This is a genomic window from Lysinibacillus sp. GbtcB16 (assembly GCF_019091145.1).
In the GTDB taxonomy this organism is placed as follows: Bacteria; Bacillota; Bacilli; order Bacillales_A; family Planococcaceae; genus Lysinibacillus; species Lysinibacillus fusiformis.
This window is the reverse complement of sequence record NZ_JAGXJV010000014.1, coordinates 1-26681: the sequence shown is the minus strand read 5'-3', so window position 1 is coordinate 26681 and position 26681 is coordinate 1. Positions and strand designations below refer to the sequence as shown.

Annotated in this window: 24 protein-coding genes, 1 rRNA gene and 1 other annotated feature; of the genes, 5 read left to right on the top strand and 20 right to left on the bottom strand. The window is 38.3% G+C overall.

The window, feature by feature from the left end:
- Positions 1 to 24: 24 nt before the first annotated feature.
- Entirely contained in the window at positions 25 to 1299 is a 1275-nt protein-coding gene (locus KVT27_RS21885) for a cation:dicarboxylate symporter family transporter (protein WP_008179685.1), read from the top strand.
- 44 nt (positions 1300 to 1343) lie between these two features.
- Here KVT27_RS21885 and KVT27_RS21880 read toward each other — a convergent pair whose 3' ends face one another.
- The 10 genes from KVT27_RS21880 to KVT27_RS21835 all read right to left on the bottom strand — a co-directional run bounded on the left by KVT27_RS21880 (position 1344) and on the right by KVT27_RS21835 (position 9614).
- Positions 1344 to 1964 (bottom strand): RraA family protein, encoded by a 621-nt coding sequence (locus tag KVT27_RS21880; RefSeq protein WP_217581928.1) that lies wholly within the window; start codon positions 1962 to 1964, stop codon positions 1344 to 1346.
- Positions 1965 to 2100: 136 nt separating this feature from the next.
- A complete protein-coding gene (locus tag KVT27_RS21875) occupies positions 2101 to 3009 on the bottom strand; it encodes a methyl-accepting chemotaxis protein (protein ID WP_150908471.1) in 909 nt (302 codons plus the stop codon).
- A 64-nt stretch (positions 3010 to 3073) separates the two neighbouring features.
- Positions 3074 to 3601 (bottom strand): LOG family protein, encoded by a 528-nt coding sequence (locus tag KVT27_RS21870; RefSeq protein WP_036146991.1) that lies wholly within the window; start codon positions 3599 to 3601, stop codon positions 3074 to 3076.
- A gap of 89 nt (positions 3602 to 3690) precedes the next feature.
- Positions 3691 to 4359: a deoxynucleoside kinase gene (locus tag KVT27_RS21865; RefSeq protein ID WP_008179676.1), complete on the bottom strand. Its 669-nt coding sequence runs from the start codon at positions 4357 to 4359 to the stop codon at positions 3691 to 3693.
- Complete coding sequence (locus KVT27_RS21860) at positions 4359 to 4994, bottom strand: deoxynucleoside kinase (protein WP_036121980.1); 636 nt, start codon at positions 4992 to 4994, stop codon at positions 4359 to 4361. The genes KVT27_RS21865 and KVT27_RS21860 overlap by 1 nt, the downstream gene beginning before the upstream one ends.
- Before the next feature lie 192 nt (positions 4995 to 5186).
- A complete protein-coding gene (locus KVT27_RS21855; RefSeq protein WP_150908475.1) occupies positions 5187 to 7598 on the bottom strand; it encodes a heavy metal translocating P-type ATPase in 2412 nt (803 codons plus the stop codon).
- An 81-nt stretch (positions 7599 to 7679) separates the two neighbouring features.
- Positions 7680 to 7886, bottom strand: a complete 207-nt coding sequence (gene copZ, locus KVT27_RS21850) for a copper chaperone CopZ (RefSeq protein ID WP_036121975.1) — start codon at positions 7884 to 7886, stop codon at positions 7680 to 7682.
- 34 nt (positions 7887 to 7920) lie between these two features.
- Positions 7921 to 8253 carry a metal-sensitive transcriptional regulator gene (locus KVT27_RS21845; RefSeq protein ID WP_008179668.1) on the bottom strand — a complete coding sequence of 111 codons (333 nt, stop codon included), beginning with the start codon at positions 8251 to 8253 and terminating at the stop codon, positions 7921 to 7923.
- A 71-nt stretch (positions 8254 to 8324) separates the two neighbouring features.
- Positions 8325 to 9272 (bottom strand): cation diffusion facilitator family transporter, encoded by a 948-nt coding sequence (locus tag KVT27_RS21840; protein ID WP_217581927.1) that lies wholly within the window; start codon positions 9270 to 9272, stop codon positions 8325 to 8327.
- 18 nt (positions 9273 to 9290) lie between these two features.
- Positions 9291 to 9614, bottom strand: coding sequence for an ArsR/SmtB family transcription factor (locus KVT27_RS21835; protein ID WP_150908479.1), 324 nt, complete (start codon positions 9612 to 9614; stop codon positions 9291 to 9293).
- Between the two features lie 155 nt (positions 9615 to 9769).
- On the opposite strand from KVT27_RS21835, the gene tadA reads away from it, so the two are divergent.
- The 3 genes from tadA (at position 9770) to KVT27_RS21820 (ending at position 12092) form a co-directional block, all read left to right on the top strand.
- Complete coding sequence (gene tadA, locus KVT27_RS21830) at positions 9770 to 10282, top strand: tRNA adenosine(34) deaminase TadA (RefSeq protein WP_191967811.1); 513 nt, start codon at positions 9770 to 9772, stop codon at positions 10280 to 10282.
- Positions 10283 to 10461: 179 nt separating this feature from the next.
- On the top strand, positions 10462 to 11598 hold the full coding sequence (locus tag KVT27_RS21825; RefSeq protein ID WP_150908481.1) for an SPFH domain-containing protein: 1137 nt from the start codon (positions 10462 to 10464) through the stop codon (positions 11596 to 11598).
- 251 nt (positions 11599 to 11849) lie between these two features.
- Complete coding sequence (locus tag KVT27_RS21820; RefSeq protein ID WP_200878325.1) at positions 11850 to 12092, top strand: TM2 domain-containing protein; 243 nt, start codon at positions 11850 to 11852, stop codon at positions 12090 to 12092.
- Between the two features lie 131 nt (positions 12093 to 12223).
- Here the strand turns inward: KVT27_RS21820 and KVT27_RS21815 are convergent, their stop codons facing one another.
- The 6 genes from KVT27_RS21815 to pdxS all read right to left on the bottom strand — a co-directional run bounded on the left by KVT27_RS21815 (position 12224) and on the right by pdxS (position 19886).
- Entirely contained in the window at positions 12224 to 13819 is a 1596-nt protein-coding gene (locus KVT27_RS21815) for an amidohydrolase (RefSeq protein WP_254636236.1), read from the bottom strand.
- On the bottom strand, positions 13819 to 15150 hold the full coding sequence (gene brnQ / locus KVT27_RS21810; RefSeq protein ID WP_217581925.1) for a branched-chain amino acid transport system II carrier protein: 1332 nt from the start codon (positions 15148 to 15150) through the stop codon (positions 13819 to 13821). The genes KVT27_RS21815 and brnQ overlap by 1 nt, the downstream gene beginning before the upstream one ends.
- A gap of 109 nt (positions 15151 to 15259) precedes the next feature.
- On the bottom strand, positions 15260 to 16594 hold the full coding sequence (locus KVT27_RS21805) for a sigma 54-interacting transcriptional regulator (RefSeq protein ID WP_036121958.1): 1335 nt from the start codon (positions 16592 to 16594) through the stop codon (positions 15260 to 15262).
- Positions 16595 to 16736: 142 nt separating this feature from the next.
- Positions 16737 to 18017 (bottom strand): serine--tRNA ligase, encoded by a 1281-nt coding sequence (serS, locus tag KVT27_RS21800; protein WP_036121955.1) that lies wholly within the window; start codon positions 18015 to 18017, stop codon positions 16737 to 16739.
- A 153-nt stretch (positions 18018 to 18170) separates the two neighbouring features.
- Positions 18171 to 18387, bottom strand: a binding site (T-box leader).
- 49 nt (positions 18388 to 18436) lie between these two features.
- The gene (gene pdxT, locus KVT27_RS21795; RefSeq protein WP_036121952.1) at positions 18437 to 19000 is read right to left on the bottom strand and encodes a pyridoxal 5'-phosphate synthase glutaminase subunit PdxT; all 564 of its coding nucleotides are present in this window, start codon (positions 18998 to 19000) and stop codon (positions 18437 to 18439) included.
- A gap of 1 nt (position 19001) precedes the next feature.
- Positions 19002 to 19886 carry a pyridoxal 5'-phosphate synthase lyase subunit PdxS gene (pdxS, locus tag KVT27_RS21790; protein ID WP_036121949.1) on the bottom strand — a complete coding sequence of 295 codons (885 nt, stop codon included), beginning with the start codon at positions 19884 to 19886 and terminating at the stop codon, positions 19002 to 19004.
- Positions 19887 to 19989: 103 nt separating this feature from the next.
- Here pdxS and pdxR point away from each other — a divergent pair, with 103 nt between their 5' ends.
- Complete coding sequence (gene pdxR / locus KVT27_RS21785; RefSeq protein ID WP_217581924.1) at positions 19990 to 21417, top strand: MocR-like pyridoxine biosynthesis transcription factor PdxR; 1428 nt, start codon at positions 19990 to 19992, stop codon at positions 21415 to 21417.
- A 17-nt stretch (positions 21418 to 21434) separates the two neighbouring features.
- On the opposite strand, the gene asnB is transcribed toward pdxR, so the two are convergent.
- The 4 genes from asnB to rrf all read right to left on the bottom strand — a co-directional run.
- On the bottom strand, positions 21435 to 23270 hold the full coding sequence (gene asnB, locus KVT27_RS21780) for an asparagine synthase (glutamine-hydrolyzing) (protein ID WP_036121946.1): 1836 nt from the start codon (positions 23268 to 23270) through the stop codon (positions 21435 to 21437).
- Between the two features lie 100 nt (positions 23271 to 23370).
- Positions 23371 to 24702 carry a D-alanyl-D-alanine carboxypeptidase family protein gene (locus KVT27_RS21775; protein WP_080709340.1) on the bottom strand — a complete coding sequence of 444 codons (1332 nt, stop codon included), beginning with the start codon at positions 24700 to 24702 and terminating at the stop codon, positions 23371 to 23373.
- A 141-nt stretch (positions 24703 to 24843) separates the two neighbouring features.
- Complete coding sequence (guaB, locus tag KVT27_RS21770) at positions 24844 to 26307, bottom strand: IMP dehydrogenase (RefSeq protein WP_008179648.1); 1464 nt, start codon at positions 26305 to 26307, stop codon at positions 24844 to 24846.
- Between the two features lie 303 nt (positions 26308 to 26610).
- Positions 26611 to 26681 (bottom strand): 5S ribosomal RNA (gene rrf, locus KVT27_RS27580); the annotation flags it as partial.

The following is a 26681-nucleotide window of genomic DNA, read 5'->3' as shown; positions in this document are numbered from 1 at the left end:
TTAATATCAGGGGGTACAAAGGGTTTGAAGAAGAAATTTAAAATCAGTCTAGCCGCTCAAATTTTAATCGGCTTGATTTTAGGGATCATTGTTGGTGGTATTTTTTATGGAAACCCCAAGATTGAGACATATTTACAACCATTAGGGGATATCTTTTTACATCTTATTAAGATGATTGTTGTACCGATTATTATTTCTACATTAATCGTAGGTGTTGCTGGTACTGGAGACATGAAGCAGCTTGGGCGATTAGGCGGGAAATCCATTATTTACTTTGAAATTATTACGACTGTCGCTATATTAGTCGGATTACTTTCCGCGAATATTTTCCAACCTGGTGCAGGAATAAACATGAACGAATTATCTCAAGGAGATATCTCGAAATATGTTACAACGACTGAGGAAGTACAGCATGAGGGGCCCTTCGATATAATTGTAGGTATTGTCCCAACAAATATTATTCAGTCTATGGCTGAGGGTAATATGCTTGCGATTATTTTCTTCTCAGTTATTTTTGGTTTAGGAGTTGCAGCAGTTGGCGATCGAGGAAAGCCAGTCTTAGACTTCTTCCAAGGGGTAGCAGATGCGATGTTCTGGGTAACTAACCTCGTAATGAAGTTTGCTCCAATCGGGGTATTTGGTTTAATTGGTGTAACCGTTTCCAAATATGGGTTTGCCTCACTGGTACCACTTGCCAAATTAGCCATTCTTGTTTATGCAACTATGTTATTCTTTATCTTTGTTGTTCTTGGCCTTGTGGCAAAATTCGCAGGAATCAGCATCTTCTATTTAATTAAAGTGCTGAAAGATGAGCTAATCTTAGCATTCTCAACAGCAAGTTCTGAAGCTGTATTACCGCGTATTATGTTAAAAATGGAGAAATTAGGGGCTCCGAAGGATATTGTATCCTTTGTTATTCCAACCGGTTACTCCTTTAACTTAGACGGCTCAACGCTATACCAAGCGATTGCAGCATTATTTATTGCGCAAATGTACGGTATTCACCTAAGCATTGGTGAACAAATTACGTTAATGCTTGTATTGATGGTTACATCGAAAGGGATTGCAGGGGTTCCAGGGGTATCTTTCGTAGTGCTTCTAGCCACTTTAGGTACTGTCGGCATTCCGTTAGAAGGTCTAGCATTTATCGCTGGTATTGACCGTATTCTTGATATGGGACGTACAGTTGTTAACGTAATTGGTAACTCATTAGCGTCATTAGTAATGGCGAAATGGGAAGGCCGTTTCGATCGCGAAAAAATGAAGAATTACTTTAATGAAAATGAGAATTTAGCATAAAATAAAAAACGCTCACGATGTAGGATGGCATCGTGAGCGTTTTTTTAATTTCCAAGTACTTTATCTAAATACGCAACAATAGATTTTTTGCCATTTACATGTGCTTCTTGCGCACGTTTTTCATCTTTAAGTATCTTTTCCTCTGCAGCTTCAATCACTTTTTCAGCATCTTGCTGTGGTACGACAATGACACCATCCACATCTCCAATTATATAGTCGCCTGGGTGAACTGTTACTCCTCCAATGGCAATGGGTACATTTACTTTGCCACCACCATTTTTATTACCAGCAGCTACTGTAGTACCTAAAGCGAATACAGGGAAATCTAGCCCACGAATAGCGGCAATATCACGAATTACACCGTCAACTACAAAGCCTTGTACACCAATACCTTTTGCTAAGGACACCACAAAATCTCCTGCTACCGCTCGATTGGTGTTTCCTTTTGCATCAATAACCAAAATATCACCTTCATTGGCCACTCGAATAGCCTCCAACACTGCACCATTTTCACCATCTGGTAATCGTACAGTTACCGCACGCCCAGCAATTTTAAAATGATTGGCTAGCGGTTTAATCGTACTACACAAATTCGTATGTCCACCTGTCGCATCTGAAATAGCTGTTGTTGGTAGATGCTGAAAACTTACTTCCACTTTTGTCATCCATAACACCCCTATTATGATTAATGAACGTCTTACACAAATATTGTAATGAAAAAACTTATACTATTTCAACATATCTACCAAAATATTGTAAATTAGTCCACCATCTAGTCTGCAGATTGGGCAATATGGAATATTAAATAATTTCAATAAATTGCTTGGACTGCTCGTCTAAAGCTTCAGCCGCAGATGCAATTTCATTAAAATCTTTAGTTGTAATAGTAATTTGTTCATTTGTTTTTTCTACTTTTTCAGCTATCTTTGTAATACTGTCTGTCACTTGATTAATTTCCCGCTCTATCCCCTCTATATGATCCTTCACCTCTGAAATGGATTGCTCTACCCTGACAGAAAGCTTGCGCACCTCTTTTGCCACTACATCAAAGCCTCGACCATAATCCCCAGCCCGTGCAGCTTCAATAGCTGCATTTAAAGCTAATAAATTTGTTTGAGAAGCAATCTCTTGAATGGTTTTCACAATCCCTTTAATGGAAACTGCTTGATTTTTTAGCTGTGCCAGATTGCTAACATTTTCTTTTGACTCCTGAGAAACCGCTTGGATGGTGCTCAGTAATTCTTGACTATTTTGAATACCAGCCTCTGAGCGTTGATGAAGCTCATTAGACATTTCCTTCAATTGATCGGCTACATTTGTTATTTCATTTTGACGTTCAGTAATATTTGTAGCAATTTTTGAAACACCAATTACTTTATTTGTATGGTTGGCGAAAACAGGCATATACGTAGCCTCAAGCCAAATCCTTTGGCCATTTGCATCAATTCTCTCAATTTTGTCCTGATAACTATTTCCTGCTACTAAATTGCGCCAAAATTGTTCGTATGCTGGACTGTGAACGAAATTTGGTAAACAAAAATCTTTATGATTCTTTCCTAACATCTCTTGTACTGTATAGCCTAATGTTCTAGCAAACAGTTCATTCACATAGGCTACCCTTCGATCCATATCAAAACGTATAATTGCTATATTGCGTTCAATGGCTTGTACTACCAAATCATCGGTTACTTGAGTATCTGCACCTTGCATAATCCACCTCATCCATTTCTATTTTTTACCGTTTATTTTATATTATAAAAAACATGGGCAATGTTCACCCATGTTTTTTTAGTAAACGTACTATTTCCTCTGGAGTAGTTGCTATACGGAAAAAGGACTTTTGTTCAGGTCGTATAAATCCTTCCTCTAGCATTATTTTAAAATGCTGTAAGAGTGCATCATAAAAACCATTTACATTATATAAAATGACAGGTTTTTCATGAAGGCCAATTTGTGCCCAAGTAAAAACTTCGAAATATTCGTCTAAAGTTCCTGCACCTCCTGGAAGAGCAATAAATGCATCAGCCAGCTCCGCCATTTTAGCTTTCCGAATATGCATAGACTCAACAAAATGAATTTCTGTTAATGTAGCATGAGCCAGTTCCCGCTTTTGTAAATGGGTTGGCATAACACCAATAACCTCTCCACCTGCGGCTAAAACAGCATCTGCTACCTTTCCCATTAACCCCATTTTGGAACCACCGTAAACAACACTATGTCCGTGCTTAGCTAATACTGTACCTAGCTCTGTAGCTTTCTCCCCATACACTGGACTTTTACCTATACCAGATCCGCAATACACTGCAATTCTTATAGTAATCCCTCCTATTCAAAAAACGTGAAACAATCAGCTATGTATTGTTTCACGTTCTTTGGTCGTTTTTTGCGCTTCTATTTTCTTAAATGGCTTGTTTGTTTTAGCATATGACTGATACGGCTCACAATTGATTCAATTGCATCCGGATTTTTTAATAAATCATAATCATTAATATCTAAACGTAGAACTGGACAGGAATTAAAATTATTAACCCAGTTTTCATAACGTTCATGCATTTCTATCCAATAATCATTTGGCGTTTGTTGCTCCATTGCGCGCCCTCGTTCTTGTATACGCCCAATAACAGCATCAATCGGTCCCTCTAGATAAACAAGTAAATCTGGATGTGGGAAATACGGTGTCATGACCATAGCATCAAATAAATTTGTGTATGTTTCATAATCTGTTGGGCTCATTGTTCCCTTATCATAATGCATTTTAGCGAATATCCCAGTATCTTCATAAATAGAACGGTCTTGTATAAATCCTCCACCATACTCAAAAATACGTTTCTGTTCCTTAAAACGCTCTGCCAAAAAGTAGACTTGTAAATGGAAGCTCCATTTTTCAAAGTCCTCATAAAATTTATCAAGATACGGATTTGTATCTACTTTTTCGAATGATGTACGGAAATTTAATGCTTCTGCTAAAGCTTTTGTCATCGTAGACTTTCCTACGCCTACAGTACCGGCAATCGTGATGACCGTTTGTGGAGGAATATCGTATTTCTCTCTTAAATTCATTATTGCAAACTCCTTTTTTGTAACGTATCCTTAATAATTTTTAAAACATAATTTAAATCGTCTGGATTTTTAACAAAATCGAGCTGATCTCCATTAAATCGAATAACTGGTATTTCAGGATGCATTTTCTCAAAATGTTCGATAAAAGAATGATAATCGGTTACGAGCTGCTCCATATAATCGCGTGATATCATTTTTTCAAAATCTCGTCCACGCATGGCAATCCGTTTCATCAATGTTTCAACGCTTGCATGTAAATAAACAACTACATTAGGAACAGGCATATCTTTTGTTAATATTTGATATATTTCCTCATACTTTTCGTATTCGGTAGATGCCAGTGTACGCTTCGCAAATATTAAATTTTTAAAAATATGATAATCTGCTACAACTGGCTTGGCATGAGCAAATCGGAATTTTTTAATGTCCGTTAATTGCTTATAGCGATTACAAAGGAAGAACATTTCCGTTTGGAAACTCCACTCCTCAATGTTTTCATAAAACTTATTTAAAAAAGGGTTTTCGTCTACAATTTCTTTTAATAGATGGTAATTAAATGTCGCCGCTATCTCTTTCGATAAAGAGGTTTTACCAACACCAATCGGACCTTCTACCGTAACAAATGGAACCGTCACCAGAAGCTCCTCCTTTTGTTCTATGGATTCGATCATTGTGTTCTACATAAATGAGTCAGTACCTTTCATTTTATCATAGTGAGAAAATGAAAAACAGAATCAACCTATTATTCTAGGAAATTAAGCAGGAGATTTCCCTCCGTATAAATAGAAAAAAAGCATTGAGAATATGCATCCCAATGCCTTTTCATTTTACAATTTCACTCGCTGTAAACGTAGAGCATTTAATACAACCGATACAGAACTAAAAGCCATTGCCGCACCTGCCACCCACGGAGCAAGCAGACCAATTGCAGCAATCGGAATACCTAATGTATTGTAAGCAAATGCCCAAAACAGATTTTGTTTAATATTACGCATTGTTTTTCTACTCATAAGAATGGCATCCGCAATACTATTTAGATCACCACGGATTAAGGTAATATCTGCCGCTTCCATCGCCACATCTGTCCCTGTTCCAATGGCCATACCAATATTGGCCGTTGCCAGCGCAGGTGCATCATTAATACCGTCGCCAACCATTGCTACATTTTTACCCTGGTCTTGAAGTTTTTTCACCTCATCTGCTTTTCCTTCAGGTAAAACTTCCGCAATAACTTGGTTCACGCCTACCTCTGTGCCTATTGCCTGGGCTGTACGTTCATTATCTCCCGTCATCATGATGACTGTAATGCCCATATTCTGTAAACGAAGAATGGCTTCCTTAGACGTATCTTTTACTGTATCAGCAACAGCTACTACCCCCGCATATTGGCCATTTATTGCGGCCAACATCGCTGTTTTGCCATTTCGCTCTAATTGCTCCATTGTTGGTAAAATATCATCCAGTTGGATGCCGTACTGTTGCATTAATTTTCGTGTACCAATGACAACACCTTGACCTGAGACTGTTGCCTGCACACCGTAACCTGGAATAGCCTCAAAAAATTGAACTTCCCCTAAAGCAATCCCACGTTCTTCTATACCGTGAACAATCGCCTCTGCAAGTGGATGCTCCGACTGTTTTTCAGCCGCACCAATTAATGATAAAAAGCGTGTTTCTTCTTGGTCTGGCGCTAAAAGAACATCCGTTAGTACTGGCTTACCATGTGTCACTGTCCCTGTTTTATCTACAACGACTGTATCAATACTTTGTGTTTGTTCTAAATGCTCGCCACCTTTGAATAAAATGCCAAATTCAGCGGCGCGACCTGAACCGGCCATGATAGAGGTCGGTGTGGCTAAACCAAGTGCACATGGACAAGCAATCACAAGTACTGCAATTAAGACCTCTAAAGCAGGCGTAAATTCTCCTGGACGTACCCAAATAATCCAAACGATAAATGTCACAATCGCAATGCCCACAACAATTGGTACAAAAACTCCTGAGATCTGATCTGCTAAACGTTGAATTGGTGCTTTTGATCCTTGGGCATCTTCTACCACCTTAATAATTTGTGCTAGTGCCGTATCACGGCCAACCTTTGTCGCTGTCATTTTTATAAAACCATTTTTATTAATAGTCGATCCAAATAATGAATCGCCCTGCTTTTTATCGACTGGTAAACTCTCTCCTGTCAACATGGATTCATCAACAGCCGTTGTTCCCTCTAAAACTTCTCCGTCAACGGGTATCTTTTCTCCTGGTTTAACTAGGATGATATCACCAATCATCACTTCTTCTAAAGGCACTTCCATCTCTAGACCGTCACGTACAACAATGGCTGTTTTGGCTTGAAGTCCCATCAGTTTTTTTATCGCCTCGGATGAACGTCCTTTTGCTTTTGCCTCAAATAATTTACCTAATAAAATTAATGTAATTAATACAGCGCTTGTTTCAAAATAGAGGTGCGGGCCATGATGTGATCCTATCGTCACGATTGCTTGATAAACACTATAGAAATAAGCCGCTGATGTCCCCATCACAACAAGTACATCCATATTTGCACTGCCATTTCGTAATGCTTTATATGCACCTACATAAAACTGCTTACCAATAATAAATTGTACGGGTGTAGCCAACACCATTTGAATCCATGGATTCATAAGGATTTCCGGCACATATAAAAACGATGTAAATGAAAAATGTCCAACCATCGTCCAGAGCAGTGGTAGGGATAGAATAGCTGATAAAATAAATTTTTGTTGTTGCTGCTTAATAGCCTTTTCTCGATGATCCTCTGTTTCCTGCTCATCTGCTTTTTGATGGGCACCATATCCTAACTTCTCAACCTTAGCAATAATATCTGCAATGTTCACCTCTGATGGGTTAAACTCAATCATTGCTTTTTCAAGAGCTAAGTTGACATTGGCAGATGATACGCCGCTCATTTTATTTAATCCTTTTTCTATTCGAGTAGCACAGGCCGCACATGTCATTCCTGTAATATCAAGTTCAGTTTTTTGTTTAACTACTCCATAGCCAAGCGCTTCTATCTTTTTTTCAAAATCTGTTTCACTTAGCTTTGCTGGATCGTACTTAATAGATGATTTTTCAAGCGCTAAATTAACTGTTGCTTGTTCTACTCCATCCATTTTATTTAACCCTTTTTCTATTCGAGTGGCACAGGCCGCACATGTCATCCCTGTAATTTGCAAATTAGCTTCCTTATGATCAGAACTCATTTACCTTTCACCTCTCCTTATACCGACTAGGGGTATATATTATTGAAAATAAGAGAGTGCCACAGAAGCACTCTACAAATTTTATTTTACTTCATAGCCTTGATCATCAATTGTCTCTTTAATTTGATCAAGTGATACTTGTGCATCGTCAAATGCAACATCAACTAAACCTTCTGCTAAATTTACTTTTACTTGTTCAACACCAGCTAAAGCACCAACGTTTTTTTCAACCGCGTTTACACAATGACCACATGACATTCCTTGTACATTTAATGTTACATTTTGCATAATAAATCTCTCCTTTTAATTTTTTTATAAACATCTATTTTTTCATTAACTTTTGAATCGTTACTACTAATTCATCTAAAACTGCATCATCGCCCTCCGATAGACGATCCACAACACAACCCTTTAAATGACCTTCTAATAAAATTTTCGCTACACTATTCAAAGCTGACTGTGTCGCAGACAGTTGCGTAATAACATCATCACAATAAACGTCTTTTTCGATCATTCCCTTAATGCCTCGGATTTGACCTTCTATACGGTTTAAACGAGTTGTTAAATCCTTTTTTACACGCTCAGGGTGATGGCTTTTTCGACAAGACGTAGCTCCCTCTGTATGACAAGCATCCTCTTTTACTATGTCCTCCATTCACTACACCTCCTATTTCAATTTCATCATACTATACCCACGAAGGGTATGCAAGCCATAAAATTTTTTTTTTATTCATGATGATGTTCATGTACATTTTTCAATTGACATAAAATCGAGCTTTCATGTGGATGGGAAGCCGTTTCTAATTGAATGGTTACATGTTTAATACCTTTATGCTCAAGATTATGTTCAATTTTTCGTAGAATATGCTCACCATCTACAATTTTTAAGTGCTCATTTACAACTGCATGACAAGACAAAGCATTGGTTCCACTAGTAATTGTCCAGATGTGTAAATCATGGATGCTTTCTATCCCATCGGTTTGTTCAATTAATTGAATTATCTCCTGAACATCTACATTTGAAGGTGTTCCTTCCATTAAGACATGAATAGCGGATTTTGTAACATAGTAGCCACTTCTTACTACTAATAAGGCGACAATAACACTTGCTAGAGGATCAGCCCATCCCCAACCAAAAAACATAATTAGTAAGGCAGCCACAATAGCCCCTACGGATCCTAGCATATCACTCAGTACATGTAAAAAAGCTCCACGCATATTTAAATTGTCCTTTGTATCACTACCACGCATCATAATCCATGCAACTAAGATGTTAACCAAAAAACCAATTGTACTAATAATAAGCATACCTGTAGTAGCCACTTCAGGAGGATTTGCAAAACGTTCGATCGCTTCATAAAAAATAAATAATGCAATCCCAATTAATGTAACGCCATTTAATACTGCCGCTAATATTTCAAATCGTTTATATCCATATGTTTTACTGTAGCTTGCTGCTTTTTCTCCAAAAACAAACGCGAGTAAGGCGATAGCTAATGAGATGGAATCACTTAACATATGACCGGCATCCGATAAAAGAGCCAAACTATTCGTTAAAAAACCACCAATTGCTTCAACAACCATATAACTAGTAATAATAATAAATGATACGATTAACACCTTTTTGTTAGCGCCATGTGTATGATCATGGCCATGATCATGATTATGTCCCATCATTAATCCCTCCGTTCTTTAGTTATGTGCAGCATGCTCAATTGCCTGCTTCAATAAATTCATAATGTGATCGTCATCTTTGGAGTAATATAAAGTGGTACCTTCTCGTCTAAATTTCACTAATCGCAAATTTTTTAGAAACCGTAATTGATGAGAAACAGTCGATTGTCCTAAATCTAAAATTTCAGCAATGTCGTTGACGGAATGCTCATCTGCGCATAGTAAATTTAAAATTCGGATTCGTGTCGGGTCACTTAATGCCTTAAAAGTTTGTGACACAACGAATAATGTCTCATCGTCTAAATGCTGACTATTTTCCACATTCGTTATTTGTTCATCCATATTAGTTTACCCCCAATAATCTATATTTATATATGAGCATGTGTTCATATATAAATATAGATGGTTATTTTAGGAATGTCAATACATTATGCATGAAGTTAAAAGTAGCAATTACCAATTAAGCAGGATAAACTACTTTTAAGGAGAGATATTTAGTGGATATTTTTGAAACAGATCGTCTATTTATGAAACAAGCATTAGAGGAAGCAAAAAAAGCAGCTATACTTGGGGAAGTACCTATAGGGGCTGTCCTTGTTTATGATGGGGAAATTATTGCAAAAGCTCATAACCTACGAGAAACAACACAAAATGCAACAACACATGCTGAATTAATGGTTATTCAAGAGGCTTGTCAAAAAATCGGCAGTTGGCGTCTCGAAAAAACAACACTTTACGTTACACTTGAGCCTTGCCCCATGTGCGCAGGAGCAATCCTACAATCCCGTGTACCACGTGTCGTTTATGGTGCGAAGGATATGAAAGCAGGCTGTGTAGATTCACTTTATCGTTTATTAAATGATGCTCGCTTTAACCATGAATGCGAAGTATCTGAAGGAATTTTAGCTGATGAATGTGGTCAAATCCTAACCGATTTTTTCCGAGCTTTACGTGAACGAAAGAAGGCAGAGAAAAAGGCAAGACAAGCAGCAATGGCTGAAAAGGAATAGCGGAATGAATAAAAAATGTGAATATAAAAAGTAGGTGTCTTTCATTATGAAGACACTTTTTTTATATGGCAGCACCAAATTTCTGCGCGATAAAACATTGACATACATAAACTCAAAAGGGAGAATATAACTAGTTATAATTTTGATTTATTAGTAAATAAATAGGGGGGTTAATGTTCATGCCTATTTTTGATAGAGTGAAATTTGACGGATTACGCTCACGTGATTGGTTAATTTACAAGCATCCAACTGACAAGTTAGTACTTGGTACCACACTTATCGTCCATGAAGGACAAGTAGCCATTTTTGTAAAAGGTGGTCAAATGTGTGATGTTTTTAATGCAGGAACACATGTTTTATCTACGAATAACCTACCGATACTTCATAACATTGTAAATTTAGCATATGGAGGGGAGACTCCCTTCTCAGCAGAGATTTACTTTATTAATCTCACTGTGAAAATGGACTTATATTGGGGGACCACTGATCCTATTCAGTTAATTGATCCAAAATACTTTGTAAAATTGCGTATAAGAGCATTTGGGCAATTAGCTCTACGACTAGATGATTACTTAGTATTCTTTTCAGAAGTGATCGGCTCTATGAATAAAGATGATATTGTTAGCTTCGAAAAAGTACAGGATTATTTTAAAGGTTCTCTTATTACATCTGTAAAAACCGAACTCGCAAATAAGATTATTAATGAGAAAATTTCTGCGTTGGAAATAACACCAGAGCTTCAAAACATTTCAAATAGTTTAAAAGAAAAAGTATCCGAAGAATTTATTAAGTATGGCTTTATAACAGCGAATTTCCATATTCAATCTATCAATTTCCCTGAAGAAGATTTTGAAGAAATTAATGAAATTTTACAGGATAAAGCTAAGTTTGAAATTATGGGAGACAATCGTTATGTTACCCAACGTAGCTTTGATGTTTATGAGTCAGCCGCATCAAATGAAAATGGAGTAGCTGGTATATTTGCAACTGGTGGAGTTGGCTTGAGTGTAGGACAAGGCATGGCATCCATGATGAACCAACAAGTACAGCAACCTGGTCATCAGCCTACGCATAAGATTTGTCCTTCTTGTCATGGCAGTATTTCTTCTAGCAGTAAGTTTTGCAATTTATGTGGGGAAAATTTAGTGCGAAAAGTTATTACTTGTCATTCCTGTCACAATGAAAACGAAGAATCTTCAAAATTCTGCAGTACTTGTGGAACTAGTTTACTGAAACCAGTTTGTTCATGTGGACAAGAAATAGATATTAATTCTAAGTTTTGTAATAACTGTGGTGCTCAGGTTCATCCCATTTAACAGTTTTAATCACACTAATTTTTCGACTATGTACTTAGACAATTGGAGGTATTAACATGAGCAATATCGAATGTCCACAATGTGGTGCACCTGCTGATATCACATTATCTCAATGTAAATATTGCGGGGAAAAATTCAGTTTCCAAAGCGAACAACCAAGAGTGCAACAACCTGCTTTTCAACAACCAGTACAGCCTGTTTTTCAACAAGCGGTACAGCCTGCCTATCAAGCGCAGCCACAACCAGCTCCTATGTATGATGGTATTGATCCTTCATGGCCTATAAAAAGTAAAGGTTTAGCTGGTTTCCTCGCTATATTTTTTGGCGGTATCGGTATTCATAAATTTTATTTAGGGAAGGTTTTCCAAGGGATTCTTTATTTAGTTTTCTGCTGGACTTATATACCTGTCATTATATCTTTTATTGAAGGTATTATTTACTTACTCTCTAGTGAACACAATTTCTCTGTGAAACATCGAGTTCGCACTCGCTAACATTTTATAACAGTAGTTTCTAACTAAAAGAAAAGAGGGTGCCTCCTAGTGAGACACCTTCTTTATTATATTTAAGAGAATGGTGATATATATGAAATGTGTCGTAGCAGCGACAGCATCTATATAGATACTTAATGTGTAGCTTGCATCGTTGATTGTCCAAAAACGCATTCGCCCTCAATATATGTAGCGAATGGCTTTACATGCATAAGCTGGTCATGCGAAATAGAAAGAATATCATCCGTTAGTACAATAAAATTAGCCTCATAGCCTTCTTTCAGTTGACCAACGTTCTCCATACGAATCATTGTCTTAGCATCCGCTGTATACAATTGTAATGCTTCCTCTACAGAGATTCGTTCAGCGGCACCTAGATCGGACCCATCATAGGCCATACGCGTAACAGCCGCCTGCATCGTGACAAATGGATTAGCCGCTTCTGCCCATGATGTTGCAGGCGCATCTGAGGATAAGGCTGTTGCAATCCCTCGCTGTAAAAATGTTTGAACTCCATATAATGTCTGTGTTTTTTCCAGCCCTAGATTTTCTAAATAACTTTCAATTTCGCAGAAGAGGAAGATTGGTTGTGGCACAAATCCTATGCCCCATTTGGCAGCCTTTTGCAAAGCACTTGCTGAAGGCATCGCTGCATGTTCGATACGCACAGAAGGCGCATCGTTTAACCACGCTTTTTCCTCATAAAAAGTATTGACAATTAAATCAATAGCTCTGTCCCCCATCGCATGAACTACTAGCTGAATGCCATGTTCTTTTGCTACAGCCGCAGCTGCTAGTAGCTCCTCTTTTGAAGTCATAGCAATGCCTCGCTCCTCTCCTCCCAAAAATGGCTCGGAAACAAGCGCTGTTCGACCTGAAACACTCCCGTCAGAAAACAACTTAATGCCTCCAATATAAGCGCCTGCTGAACGGTCCAAATTGTCCGCTGTTAAAAGCTCATAGTTTTGAACAGCCTCCCAAATATAATAGGTGGCAACACGTTGCTTAAAGCCTTTTTCACGGGCTTTACGATACAGGGTTAAATAATCAATAGGCATCACAGTAGCCATTAATTCGGTAATACTTGTCACACCATAGGATGCTAAGGTCTGTGATAGCTTTAGCAGTCTTGTTACAATTTCATCCTCTGATGGCGTCGGTAAATGCTGTAATACGAGGTTCCGTGCATTTTCACGAAGTACACCAGTCGGATCGCCATTTTCATCACGATCAATTTGCCCGCCCTGTGGATCGGGTGTATCTTTCGTAATACCTGCAATGGCTAAGGCTTTACTATTGACCGATATGATATGGCCACAAGTACGCATAACAATGATAGGAAGCGCCGTGGATGCGCGGTCTAAATCTTCTTTTAGAGGGGCTCTTCTTTCGTTCAGCTTTCCTTCATCATAGCCCCATCCTAAAATCCAACCACGTTGACTAGCATCATATTTCTCTAGTGCAACAAGCATATCTTCAATCGAATGAATATGTGGAGGTAAACAGGCCACCTGCTCCAAAACATCAGCTAACATAATCGGATGCATATGCGCATCAATAATCCCTGGAATAATGACCTTGCCCTGTCCATCGATGATATCACCTTGGTAAGCAGGTAAGTTTTCCTCCTGTCCAATCCATAGAATTTTTCCATCTTTAATAACCATGGCTGTTGCCATCTGCTGATTAGTATCTGCTGTATAAATTTTTGCATTTCGAATAATTTTCATCATTTTTCAACTCCTATTTCTTCCATACCGAAAGTTGATTTCTCCGGATTTTCTGCTTTAAGCACTCTATGCAAGAAGGCGCCTAAAATAAAGCCAATAATAGATGGGACAGCCCAGGCAAATCCACTCGATTGTAATGGTAAATGCAAGATCAACTTTGTCACCCCGGGTATCGTAATTCCATAGCTAGAAATTGTTTCAACAACACTTACTAAAAAAGCAAATAATACGGTTCCTTTATAAGCTCCTGCATTGGGCACAAGACGATCAAATGCTCCAAGCAACACAAGTACGATAATGACTGGATATATAACCAAGAAAATGGGCAGTGTAATTTCTACGATGGCACCTACTCCTAACGAACCGATTGTTGCGCCCACTATACACATAATCAACACCCATGTTTTATAGCCAAGCTTTTCTTTCGTTAATTCGTTTAAAAATTGTGATGAGATAACCATGACTCCTATTGCGGATGTTAGACAGGCGAACACAACACAAATAGCCAATAGCGCTTTCCCCAAGTTTCCAATCACACGATAAGCAATACTTGCTAACAGCTCTGTATCACTACCTGGACTCGTGATGATACCGCTACTTGTGGCACCTAAGTAAAGCAAACCTCCATAAACGGCTATTAAGCCTATCGCGGCTATAACCATTCCTCCGAGTGCGACTTTTTTAGATTGTTTACCCTTATAGCCATAGCTGACAATCGCTGCCAGAAAAATGGGTGCACAAAGAATACCTGTTCCAACATCTCCCGTCTGATAGGCGGCTATAATGGCGTTGGCAAATACATTTTTTGCTTCCGTATGGACCGCTGCCCCGATCGGATCTAATACCCCTTTACCGATGAGAATAATGAGTATGATAACGAGAACTGGCGTCAACCATTTCCCAATTTTATCGATGACATTTGATTGATCCATAGCAAAATAAAAGCAAATTGCAAAGAATGCCAGCACTGACACTAGTAAAGGTATAGTAGGAATAATTTGCGATACACCTAATTCATGTGTGGTCGCTGACATCCTTGGTATTGTGACAACCATTCCGATACAAACCATCATGACCGTGTTAAATGCTTTATAAAACCAGTTTCCGATTGGCCTTGTGAGCGCTTCCACTGTTCCCCCAGTGTTATAAATGGCATACACCGCAAGTACAGGTAGAATAACACCTGTTAAGCTAAAGCCCATCAATGCAGAAATCCAAGAGACCCCTGCACTGTTTCCTATGGACGGTGGAAAAATTAAATTACCTGCACCAAAAAATATGGCGAATAAAGCTAGCCCGACTATGATCGTATGCTGCATAATTTTAGACATGTCCTCAGCCCCTTTATCACTGATTTACATAAGATTTATTTAAATAATAAAAAATTTTAAAACATGAAAAAAGGAGATAAATTTTTATCCCCTTTTTGTAAAAAAAATTTTACAGCAGCTCATATTTTAAACATTTATATTTCAAAAGTTGACGTGAAATTCCTAAACGACGGGCTGTCTCTGCTAATCGTCCATCGGTTTCTCGTAGTTTTTCAGCTATAATAAGACGTTCGTAGGCCTCTGTTAAATCACGTAAATGACCGGATTGGCTCACTTGCATTAGTAGATGAGCAGGTTGTTGGATATTTTTTTTAATTCTCTCCGGCACATGCTCAACGCGAATTTCATTGCCCGTTAAATTATTGTAGGCTGATTCCAGAGCATTTTTTAACTCGCGTACATTACCAGGCCAATGATAGGCATAAAATAATTGCAGTACCTCATCACGATAGCTCACATTTTTCTGTACAGTATGTTCATTATAAAATTGTATATAAAAATCTAGAATGGCCGGAATGTCTTCCTTCCTCATACGAAGTGGTGGCAAATCAATCTGTAGGACATTTAAGCGATAAAATAAATCCTCCCGTAATCTTTTCTCGACTAAAAGTTTATCTACATCCTCATTGACCGTCGTAATATAACGAATATCCAAAGACTCACCATTTAACATATTTATATCCACCGCATGTAACAGTTTTGCCTGTAAAGATGCATCAAGCAAATTAAGATGATCGATGAGTAATGTTCCACCATTGGCCTCCTGTAATTTCCCACATTTCTCTTCATTTTCTGAGCCATATAGCTGTGGAAAGATATTATCCTCCGTTAATATTGAGCAATTCAGTGTAATAAATGGTTTTGTATAGCGCTCACTCTCATTGTGAATACCTTGTGCAATAATATCTTTTCCTGTCCCTGTTTCCCCTGTCAATAAAATAGGAGCATTTTTCTTAGCACTACGGCGTGCCTTATCGAGCTGCTCCTTCATGTCCGCGTTTGTTGTAATAAAATCCTCTAGGCGATACGTCGTGTGATTATCTCTATATAGTTTATGTCCCAGGAAATTATCTAAGTATTTTATTTGCTTACTTTCATAAAAATGCTTTGAAAATTCAATTGCACCAACGGATTTGCCCTGTTCCATTATTGGATAGGTTGAACTTAGTGATAAGTAACTAAAACCATTCAAGGTTGTTAATTGTTGTTCGTAATATAAAATTGGTTGTCCCGTTTGTAATACTTTAAAAACGGTACTTGTTTCAGGTGATAAATTTTGATAATTATCAGTTACAGTACTGTGAAAAAATTCATCTGGTGTTAAGCCGATTTCCATTAATATATTTAAATCTGCTAAATCATAAAATATTGCACAGCCTTTATCGTCAGTAATTAAGACATTGTCAAATTCATTTAAAGCCTGAGCAAATTGCTGTAGATCCATGAATTTCTCCCCCTTGTCCCCATGAATATTACCCATTATAACGAATTTTCAAAAATTATGAGAGCTATCAATTTTGGAATTGAAAAAAGGCTATTTTAGATTACCGTGTAAAGGTTCATCTAAAATAGCCTTGATCAGTTGTTTATTTTGGGGCAATTACTTCTTTGCCACCCATATATGGTCTTAAAACCTCAGGAATCACTACGCTTCCATCAGCTTGTTGATAGTTTTCTAGTAGAGCGGCAACTGTACGACCAATCGCAAGCCCTGAACCGTTTAATGTGTGGACATATTCTGGTTTTGCATTTGGGTCACGACGGAAGCGAATATTTGCGCGTCGTGCTTGGAAGTCCTCAAAGTTTGAACAAGAAGAAATTTCACGGTACATATTTTGTGCTGGAATCCAAACTTCTAAATCATATTTTTTCGCAGCAGTAAAGCCTAAATCGGCTGTACACATTTTTAATTTACGATATGGTAAGCCTAGTAATTGTAGTACCTTTTCAGCATGACCCGTTAACAGCTCTAACTGCTCATATGACTCCTCAGGTTTTACAAAACGAACTAATTCCACTTTGTTAAATTGGTGCTGACGGATTAAACCACGTGTATCACGACCGGCAGAGCCCGCTTCTGAACGGAAACATGCACTGTATGCAGCAAAACCTTGTGGTAAAGCTTCAGCAGTTAAAATTTCATCACGGTAGAAGTTTGTTACTGGTACTTCCGCCGTTGGAATCATGAAATAATCTGTTTCCTCTAATTTAAATACATCTTCTTCAAACTTAGGTAGCTGTCCAGTACCTGTTAAGCTATCGCGATTTACAATCACAGGTGGCAGCATTTCCTCATAGCCATGCTCTTCTGCATGTAAATCCATCATAAATGTCATCAACGCACGTTCTAAGCGTGCCCCAAGACCGCGGTAGAATAAGAATCGGCTACCAGTTACTTTGGCGCCACGTTCAAAGTCCACAATTTTTAGATCTGTAGCTAGATCCCAGTGTGCTTTAATATCAAAATCAAATGCTGGAATTTCACCCCATGTATATTCCTCAACATTGTCATCTTCTGTCGTACCCACTGGTACAGATTCATGAGGAACGTTCGGCAGGCGCATCATCATATCTTTAAAGCGATCTTCCACATCATTTAATTGAACATCAAGTTCTTTAATTTCATCGCCCACTTGACGCATACGAGCAATCACTTCATCTGCGTTTTCTTTGTTGCGCTTCATTACAGAAATTTGCTCAGATACTTTATTTCGTTCTGCCTTCAGTTCTTCCGTTTTAGCAATTAGTTCACGACGCTTTGCATCTAAATTTTCAAAGTCATCCAAATTTCCTAAATCTTCATTACGTGTTAATAGCATCTCTTTAATTTCGGCGAAATTATCGCGCACGCGTTTAATATCTAACATCGATCATACCTCCAGTAGTTTCTTAATGATGGGGAATTGTTGCATCTTGTTTCTCTAACTTGATTCAGTGGTCATTTGAACATCAGAATAGAAAGCTCTGTAAAGGGGCAGCATTTTCTGATTCAAGATAAACACAAAAAAGCCCCCATCCCATAAAGGGACGAGAGCTACCCGCGTTGCCACCCTAATTGACTAGACACAATGTCTAATCCACTTATTTTATAACGGCATTCCAGCCGGCAGCAGCCTACTTCATTGACTTCGACTGTGCAACTCCAGGACGGATTCACAAGTGCCTTTATCAGCTTCCACCAACCGCTGACTCTCTAAAAAAAACGTGCTTGCTACTACTTCCCATCATCGTGTTCAGTTAATTAAATTTTAACCATACTGTACTATATGAAAACAAATTTTGCAAGTCATACCATAGATGCTACAAAATATTCAAGAATACGTGAGTCTGATGTTAATTCGGGATGAAATGAACAACCTAGTAAATGTCCATCCCGTGCTAAAATAATTTTACCTTCATGCTCGGCGAGAATTTCAACATCTTTTCCGACTGTCTCCATATGAGGTGCCCGAATAAAAACTGCTGGAATTGCCTTACCTATTTTAGGGATATCGAGTTTTACTTCAAAGCTGTCAACTTGGCGTCCATATGAATTTCTCGTAACTGTCACATCCATAACTGCTAAATGCGGTTCATCATTTACTAAAGTATTGGCCATTAAAATTAATCCTGCACATGTCCCAAACATGGGCAAACCTCGTTGCGCTAGCTCTCGTATAGGCTCTAGTAGGTCAGAACGATCCAACAACTTTCTCATAGTCGTGCTCTCACCACCAGGTAATACAAGTCCATCTAGTTTTATCAAATCCTGCTTCTGTTTTACTTCAACAGCTTCACAGCCAAGGTTTTCTAGCATGTGAACATGCTCTCGTATCGCCCCTTGTAAGGCTAAAACGCCAATTCGTTTCATCCTACCAGCCTCGCTCTTGCATGCGCTCATGCTGTCCAAGCTGTGCAATATCAATACCCTTCATGGGTACGCCGAGTTCCTTTGATAGTTCAGCAATGAGCTTATAATCCTTGTAATGCGTCGTTGCTTCCACAATTGCATGTGCAAATTTTTCAGGATTATCGGATTTGAAGATACCCGAACCAACAAAAATACCATCAGCCCCAAGCTCCATCATTAAAGCCGCATCAGCAGGTGTTGCCACACCTCCCGCTGCAAAGTTAACAACTGGTAAACGACCAAGATGTTTGATCTCTCTTAATAATTCAAAAGGTGCTCCTAGTAATTTTGCCTCTGTCATTAATTCATCCTCTGTCATACCTACTACTTTACGAACTTGGGCATTTACTTTACGAATATGTCGAACTGCTTCCACTATATTCCCTGTTCCTGGTTCACCTTTTGTTCGTAGCATAGCTGCTCCTTCACCAATACGACGGGCTGCTTCGCCTAAATCACGACAGCCACACACAAATGGTACGGTATAATCACTTTTTAATAAGTGATACTCTTCATCTGCTGGTGTGAGCACTTCACTTTCATCAATATAATCAACCCCCATTGCTTCTAAAACACGAGCTTCTACAATATGACCGATACGAGCTTTTGCCATCACAGGAATGGAGACTGCTCCTAGTACCTCCTCTACAATACGAGGATCTGCCATACGAGCAACACCCCCTGCTTTGCGGATATCGGAAGGTACTCTTTCTAATGCCATTACTGCTACTGCTCCTGCCGCCTCTGCAATTTTTGCTTGCTCAGCATTAATCACATCCATAATGACGCCGCCCTTTTGCATCTCAGCCATACCACGCTTCACCAAATTTGTACCTGTCTTTTTCATTGTCTAACCTCCACCTTTATGATGAAATTTAGTATAATAGAAATTGACCATATAAAAATATCCAGTTTTTTAAAAATTCATAGGGTCAGGGGGTTTTTAGCATATGGATATGCTTTTATTTCAGCTTGAACGGGATGGCGATAAACCGCTATATGATCAGCTATACAACGGCATTAAAGAAGCTATTATTACCAAAAAAATAGCAGTAGGCGAAAAATTGCCATCAAAAAGAAAATTAGCCGATTTTTTGAATATTTCTCAAACAACGATTGAAATTGCCTATGCACAGCTTCTTGCAGAAGGCTATATTATGTCCAAATCTCGTGTAGGTTATTTTGTAGAAGAAATAGATGAACTACCCTATATCCAGCAGGACACGATAATCCCATTCAATGAGCAGCCTAAAAAAAAATCATACAAAATAGATTTTAATCCTGGTTCTATTGATATCGATGCTTTCCCATTTCAGATCTGGAGAAAATATGCAAAGGAGCTGTTTGATGAATCCTCAAAGAAATTATTATTAACAGGGGAACCTCAAGGGGAGCTTTCTTTGCGAACTGAAATTGCGAATTATTTATATCAATCACGTGGAGTTGTCTGTAACCCCGAGCAAATTGTCGTTGGCTCTGGTACGGAGCAGCTTCTGCCTATGATTTTACGTCTTTTTAGTGATGATACATGCTTTGCATTGGAAAATCCAGGGTATCCGGCTGTGCATCGTATGTTCTCTCAGCATAAACGAAAAGTTTATCCTATTGCCGTCGACGAGGAAGGAATCATCATTCAGGAGCTAGAGCAAACACAAGCTAATGTTGTTTATATTACACCATCACATCAATTTCCTACTGGTGCAGTATTATCCGCTACTAGACGTGCACAGGCTTTAAATTGGGCGACACAAAGCCCATCTCGTTATATCATTGAAGATGATTATGATTCGGAATTTCGTTATACTGGAAAACCAATTCCTGCTCTACATGCTCTCGATAGAAACGATAAAGTCATTTATATGAGCACTTTTACAAAATCGTTAATGCCTTCTTTGCGCGTAGCCTATTTTGTACTTCCACCTCAATTACTTGCTACATATAATGATGTCTTTAATTACTATTCATCAACCGTCCCTCGGTTTGATCAACATATTGTTGCAAATTTTATGCATGATGGTCATTTTGCTAAACATCTTAACAGGATGCGTAAAGTTTATCGTAAAAAACATGATAAGCTTACTTCTATTTTAGAAAAATATTCATCATCCATTAACATGACTGGTGAGCAAGCAGGGATGCATATATTATTAGACGTTAAGCACAAGTTGCCGGAAAAACAATTACAACAACTTGCCTTCCAAGCAGGGATAGGTATTTATCCGTTATCTGATTATCGACTAGATTACGTTGAATCCTCGCAAGCACAATTTTTACTTGGCTTTGGGGGTATACCTGTTCATGTAATTGAACAATCGATCGAACAATTAATGGATTGTTGGGGAATACAAAAAAATCACCCATCTACTACAACCAAGTAGTAGATGGGTGACCCCCATTAGGATTCAATGAGTTGAATATGATAATGCTCAAACCAAGTATGAATTTGCCCTAGATATGCTAAAAGTTGAGGTCCCGCCATTAATTGTCCATACCATGGAATTTTGAAAGAGCTGCCTCCCGATTCTATTAGTTCCGTAAGTTTTTTATGCTCAAATAATTCATGTAAGATAGAGTTCTTATCTTTAAGAATTTCTCTTAACCATGTTTGCACACCTGCTGTATAAACTGGATGATATGTTTTAGGATATGGATTTTTTTTACGATACAATACTTCATCAGGCAATAAATGTGCCATGGACTTTCGAAGTAACCCCTTTTCTATGCCCTCTAAATCCTTCATTTCCCAAGGAATATTCCATGCATATTCTACAAGGCGATGATCCGCAAAAGGAACCCGCACCTCTAAGCTAGCTCCCATACTCATACGATCTTTCCGCTCTAGCAATGTCTGCATAAACCATTGTATATTTAAATAAAACATTTCACGATGTTTTACTTCTGCCGGACTTTCGCCATCTAGCAACGGGACCTCTGCAATCGTTTGTGTATATAGTTGCTGTGCATAGGATTCAATTTTTAATTTTTTATCCCACTTCTCTTGGAGTAATGCATTTCTTTCCGCCAATGATCGAATCCAAGGAAAACCCGTAGTTTTTTCTTTAAACCATGGATACCCACCAAAAATTTCATCTGCACATTCGCCTGATAGTGCTACAGTAAAGTCTCTTTTAATTTCTCGACAAAACCATAGTAACGAAGAATCAACATCTGCCATACCTGGTGAATCTCTAACTATAACCGATTCTACTAGTAAATCAATCAGCTGTTGCTGGGTTATTTCCTCTGCGTGATGTGTCGTCTTAAAAGTATCGGTCATTTTTTGAATCCAATACGTATCTGTTGAAGTTTGAAATGCATGAGGATTGAAAAAACGTTCATTATCCTCATAATCGATTGAATACGTATGCAACTTATTGTTTTGTTGTTGGAATCTATCTGCAGCAATCCCTGTAATAATACTAGAATCAAGACCTCCCGATAGAAATGTACAGATCGGTACATCCGAAACAAGCTGTCGTTCAATAGCATCCGTTAACAGCAAACGAACATGCTCAATCGTCTCTTGCAATGATTCTTCATGCTTGCGGCTTTGTAGCTGCCAATATTGCCACTTTCTTAACCCTTCTCTAGAGAAGCGCATTGCATATCCTGGTCGTAACTCCTCAATGTTTTGAAAAAGAGTCTTACCTGGAGCTCTAGAGGGGCCAACAGCCATCATGCTTGCTAATCCCTCCGTATTAATAGTAGCTTCAACCATTGGATGTGCCAGTAAAGCCTTTACTTCCGATGCAAAAAGAACTCCCCCCTGTTGCTCTGTAAAATAAAGGGGCTTCACACCTAATCGATCCCTACATAAAAAAAGAGATTGAGCCTGTTCATCCCAAATACCAAAGGCAAAAATACCATTTAGAAAGTCTACACATTGCTCTTTCCATTCAATATAAGCAGTCAATAGCACTTCGGTATCTGAATGTGTTGTGAAAGTATGACCTCTTTTTTGCAGCTCTTTGCGCAGCTCTTCCGTATTATAAAGTTCGCCATTATATGTAATGACATAGTTTACCCCATCATGTATTTTTTTCATCGGCTGCTTGCCACCTATTAAATCGATAACCGCTAACCGTCGATGGCCAAATGCAATATGTTCACTACACCAAATATTTTCATCATCTGGCCCTCTCTTGTTTAATGTTCGTGTCATTGCTTGCAAAACTTTTTCACTTGCTTTTAAATCCTGTTGAAAGCTAGCCCATCCAGTAATGCCACACATTTAACCACATCCTTTCGCCTATTAGCCTATGCTATTCGGGTCAAAAATGTGAAAAAGCACATGAATGTTTGTTATCATTCATGTGCTCTTTAATTAATGATTAGAATAGACCTCCAACGAAATCAGAAATCCCACTCCATAAATTGCCGAAGAAGTTCCCAACACCTTGGAAGAACAATGAGATACCGCTAGCACGCTCTACAGCCCCTGTAGTAACAATATCGGATGAAATATCCTTACCATCGATAAAGCCGTAATCTGTGCCCTCTGTGCGCTCAATAACGACCTTCCCTACAACAGTATCTTTCTTAACTCCTGCCTCAAGACTCTTTTTATCTAAAATCAATTTAGGCTTATAGAGATCTTTATCAGAAGACTTGATCATAAATGAAATAGGTTCTTTTACAGCAATCTCTACTTTGTCTTCTTTACCTTTTGTCACTTTTACTGTTTTTTGATCTTTAAACGTATAGTTTGCTGGTAAAATCTCTTGTTTTGAGAATTGTGAAAAACCATAGTTAAATAATTTTGCTGTTGCATCAAAACGAGCTTTATATGACCCTTGTCCACTTGCATCAACAGCCTTCATGACCACTGCAATTAATCGAGTACCATTCCGTTCTGCAGTACCAGTGAAGCAATGGCCTGCAAAGTTTGTAGTACCAGTTTTTAATCCATCTACACCTTGATATTCAAAAACTAACCCTGGTAACATAAAGTTCCAGTTAGACATTTCAATGGCATCCTCTGTACCTTCACGGAATGTCTTTTTAGTAATTTGAGAAGTTTCTAATACCTTTGGGTGGTCCTTTAATAGATGGTAGGCAAGTTTTGCCACATATTTTGCAGGCATCACGTTCTCATCTTCTGGTCCTGTCCCAGCTGGTTGCATCCCAAAAAGATCAGCGTTATTTAGACCTGTAGCATTGACAAACTTATAACCCTCTAGGCCAAGTTCTTCTGCTTTTTTGTTCATTAATTTCAAAAATTCAGTCTCTGTTCCAGCAATTGTTTCAGCTATAGCAACAGTTGCAGCATTCGCTGAATAAATAGCCATTGCCTCGTACAATTCTCGAATCGTGTAGGAACCATCACGACGTAAAGGTACATTACTTAATGCACGATTTTGAGACATACGATACGTATAATCGGTTACGTGGTATTCTTGATCCCATTTAACTGTCCCTGCATCAATAGCGTCCAATAACAGGTATTCAGTCATCATTTTTGTCATACTTGCAATACCTAGTGAAGTATCTGCATTTTGTTCATATAAAATTTTTCCTGAATCTGCGTCAATTAAAATTGCAGCATCCACTGTTAGTCCTAAATCCGTCTCTGCACTTGCCTTTGCAGGAATACCTGCAAAAATACCAATTAATAAAACGGGAATTAGGAGTAAGCGTAATACGGTGTTCATTTTCTTTTTCACCTTGAAAGCCCTCCAAAAAATAATCTTGTCCTCGACATTTTATCATAGATATCAACATACGTGTTGACTCTCTACCATAAAAAAATGCTCTCGCGCCATCTTTGTAGACGATGCGAAAGCATAAAAGTTGCAAGTAATATATTACATGGAATAGTTTGGTGACTCTTTTGTAATCTGCACATCATGCGGATGTGATTCACGAAGACCTGCACCCGTCATTTTAACAAATTGTGCATTTTCTCGTAAATACTCAAGATGTGGTGCTCCACAATAACCCATACCAGCTCGGATACCACCAATCAGTTGATAGATTGTATCAGCTAATGGTCCTTTATAAGGAAGGCGACCTTCAATACCCTCAGGCACTAACTTTTTCGCATCCTCTTGGAAGTAACGATCTTTTGAGCCTTTTTCCATTGCTCCGATAGATCCCATACCACGGTATACTTTGAAGCGACGACCTTGGAAGATTTCTGTCTCTCCTGGAGATTCAGAAGTACCTGCAAGAAGTGATCCTAGCATTACAACATTTCCACCAGCTGCTAAAGCTTTCACAATATCGCCAGAGTATTTAATACCACCATCAGCAATAATTGTTTTACCAAGCTCACGAGCTACTGTAGCACAATCATATACTGCTGTAATTTGCGGTACACCTACGCCAGCCACAACACGTGTAGTACAAATTGAGCCTGGGCCAATTCCTACTTTAACAACATCTGCACCAGCCTCGAATAATGCACGTGAACCTTCTGCAGTAGCTACGTTACCAGCAATGATTTCTAGTTCTGGGTAAGTTTCACGGATTGAACGGATTGTCTGTAATACACCTTCTGAATGTCCGTGTGCTGTATCGATTACTACAATATCAACTTGTGCTTCTACAAGCTTCTCGATACGTACCATTGTATCCTTCGATACACCTACTGCTGCACCTACAAGTAAGCGACCATGTGTATCTTTAGCAGCATTAGGGAATTCAATAACTTTCTCGATATCTTTGATTGTGATAAGTCCAGTTAAGCGACCTTCTTCATCAACAATCGGAAGTTTTTCGATTTTATATTGTTGAAGAATTTTTTCTGCATCCTCTAGAGTCGTTCCAACAGGAGCTGTAATTAAATCTTCTTTCGTCATAACATCTTCAATTTTTAAAGAGTAATCAGAGATAAAACGTAAATCACGGTTTGTAATGATCCCTACTAGTTTTTGGTTTTCCATACTGTCAACAATAGGTACACCAGAGATTCGGTATTTACCCATTAAATGCTCAGCATCGAAAACTTGATGAGTTGGAGTTAAGAAGAATGGGTTTGTAATAACACCATTTTCAGAACGTTTTACTTTTTCTACTTGTTCAGCCTGTTCGTCAATACCCATGTTTTTATGGATAATACCGATTCCGCCTTGTCGTGCCATAGCAATAGCCATTTTAGACTCTGTAACTGTATCCATACCTGCGCTGATCATTGGAATGTTTAATTTAATCTTTGGTGTTAATTGAACAGATAAATCAACATCCTTCGGTAATACTTCGGAATGAGCTGGTACTAATAATACATCATCAAAAGTTAAACCTTCTTTGGCAAATTTAGTCTCCCACATTTTCGTAACGTCCTCCTATAGTTAAAAGAATATTAATTGTAAGATTAACAACGTGGACTGCTACTGTCAAGAAACTTATAAAAGAAAGACAATTCAGACTTTTAATCATAGCAAATTTTAATTGAAAATCCAAATAAATAGCTATATAAAAAACTACTAGCGACCATCTTATAGTTATATGAAATCTTACAATTGAATCATTATATAATAATTGAGTTTTGTATAAAATCCTGTAATTTATGAAGCATTTACTTAAGATAATAAAATAAAAAAACAGCCAGCACACAGCTGACTGCCTTTATTGCCTAGCGACGTCCTACTCTCACAGGGGGAAGCCCCCAACTACCATCGGCGCTAAAGAGCTTAACTTCCGT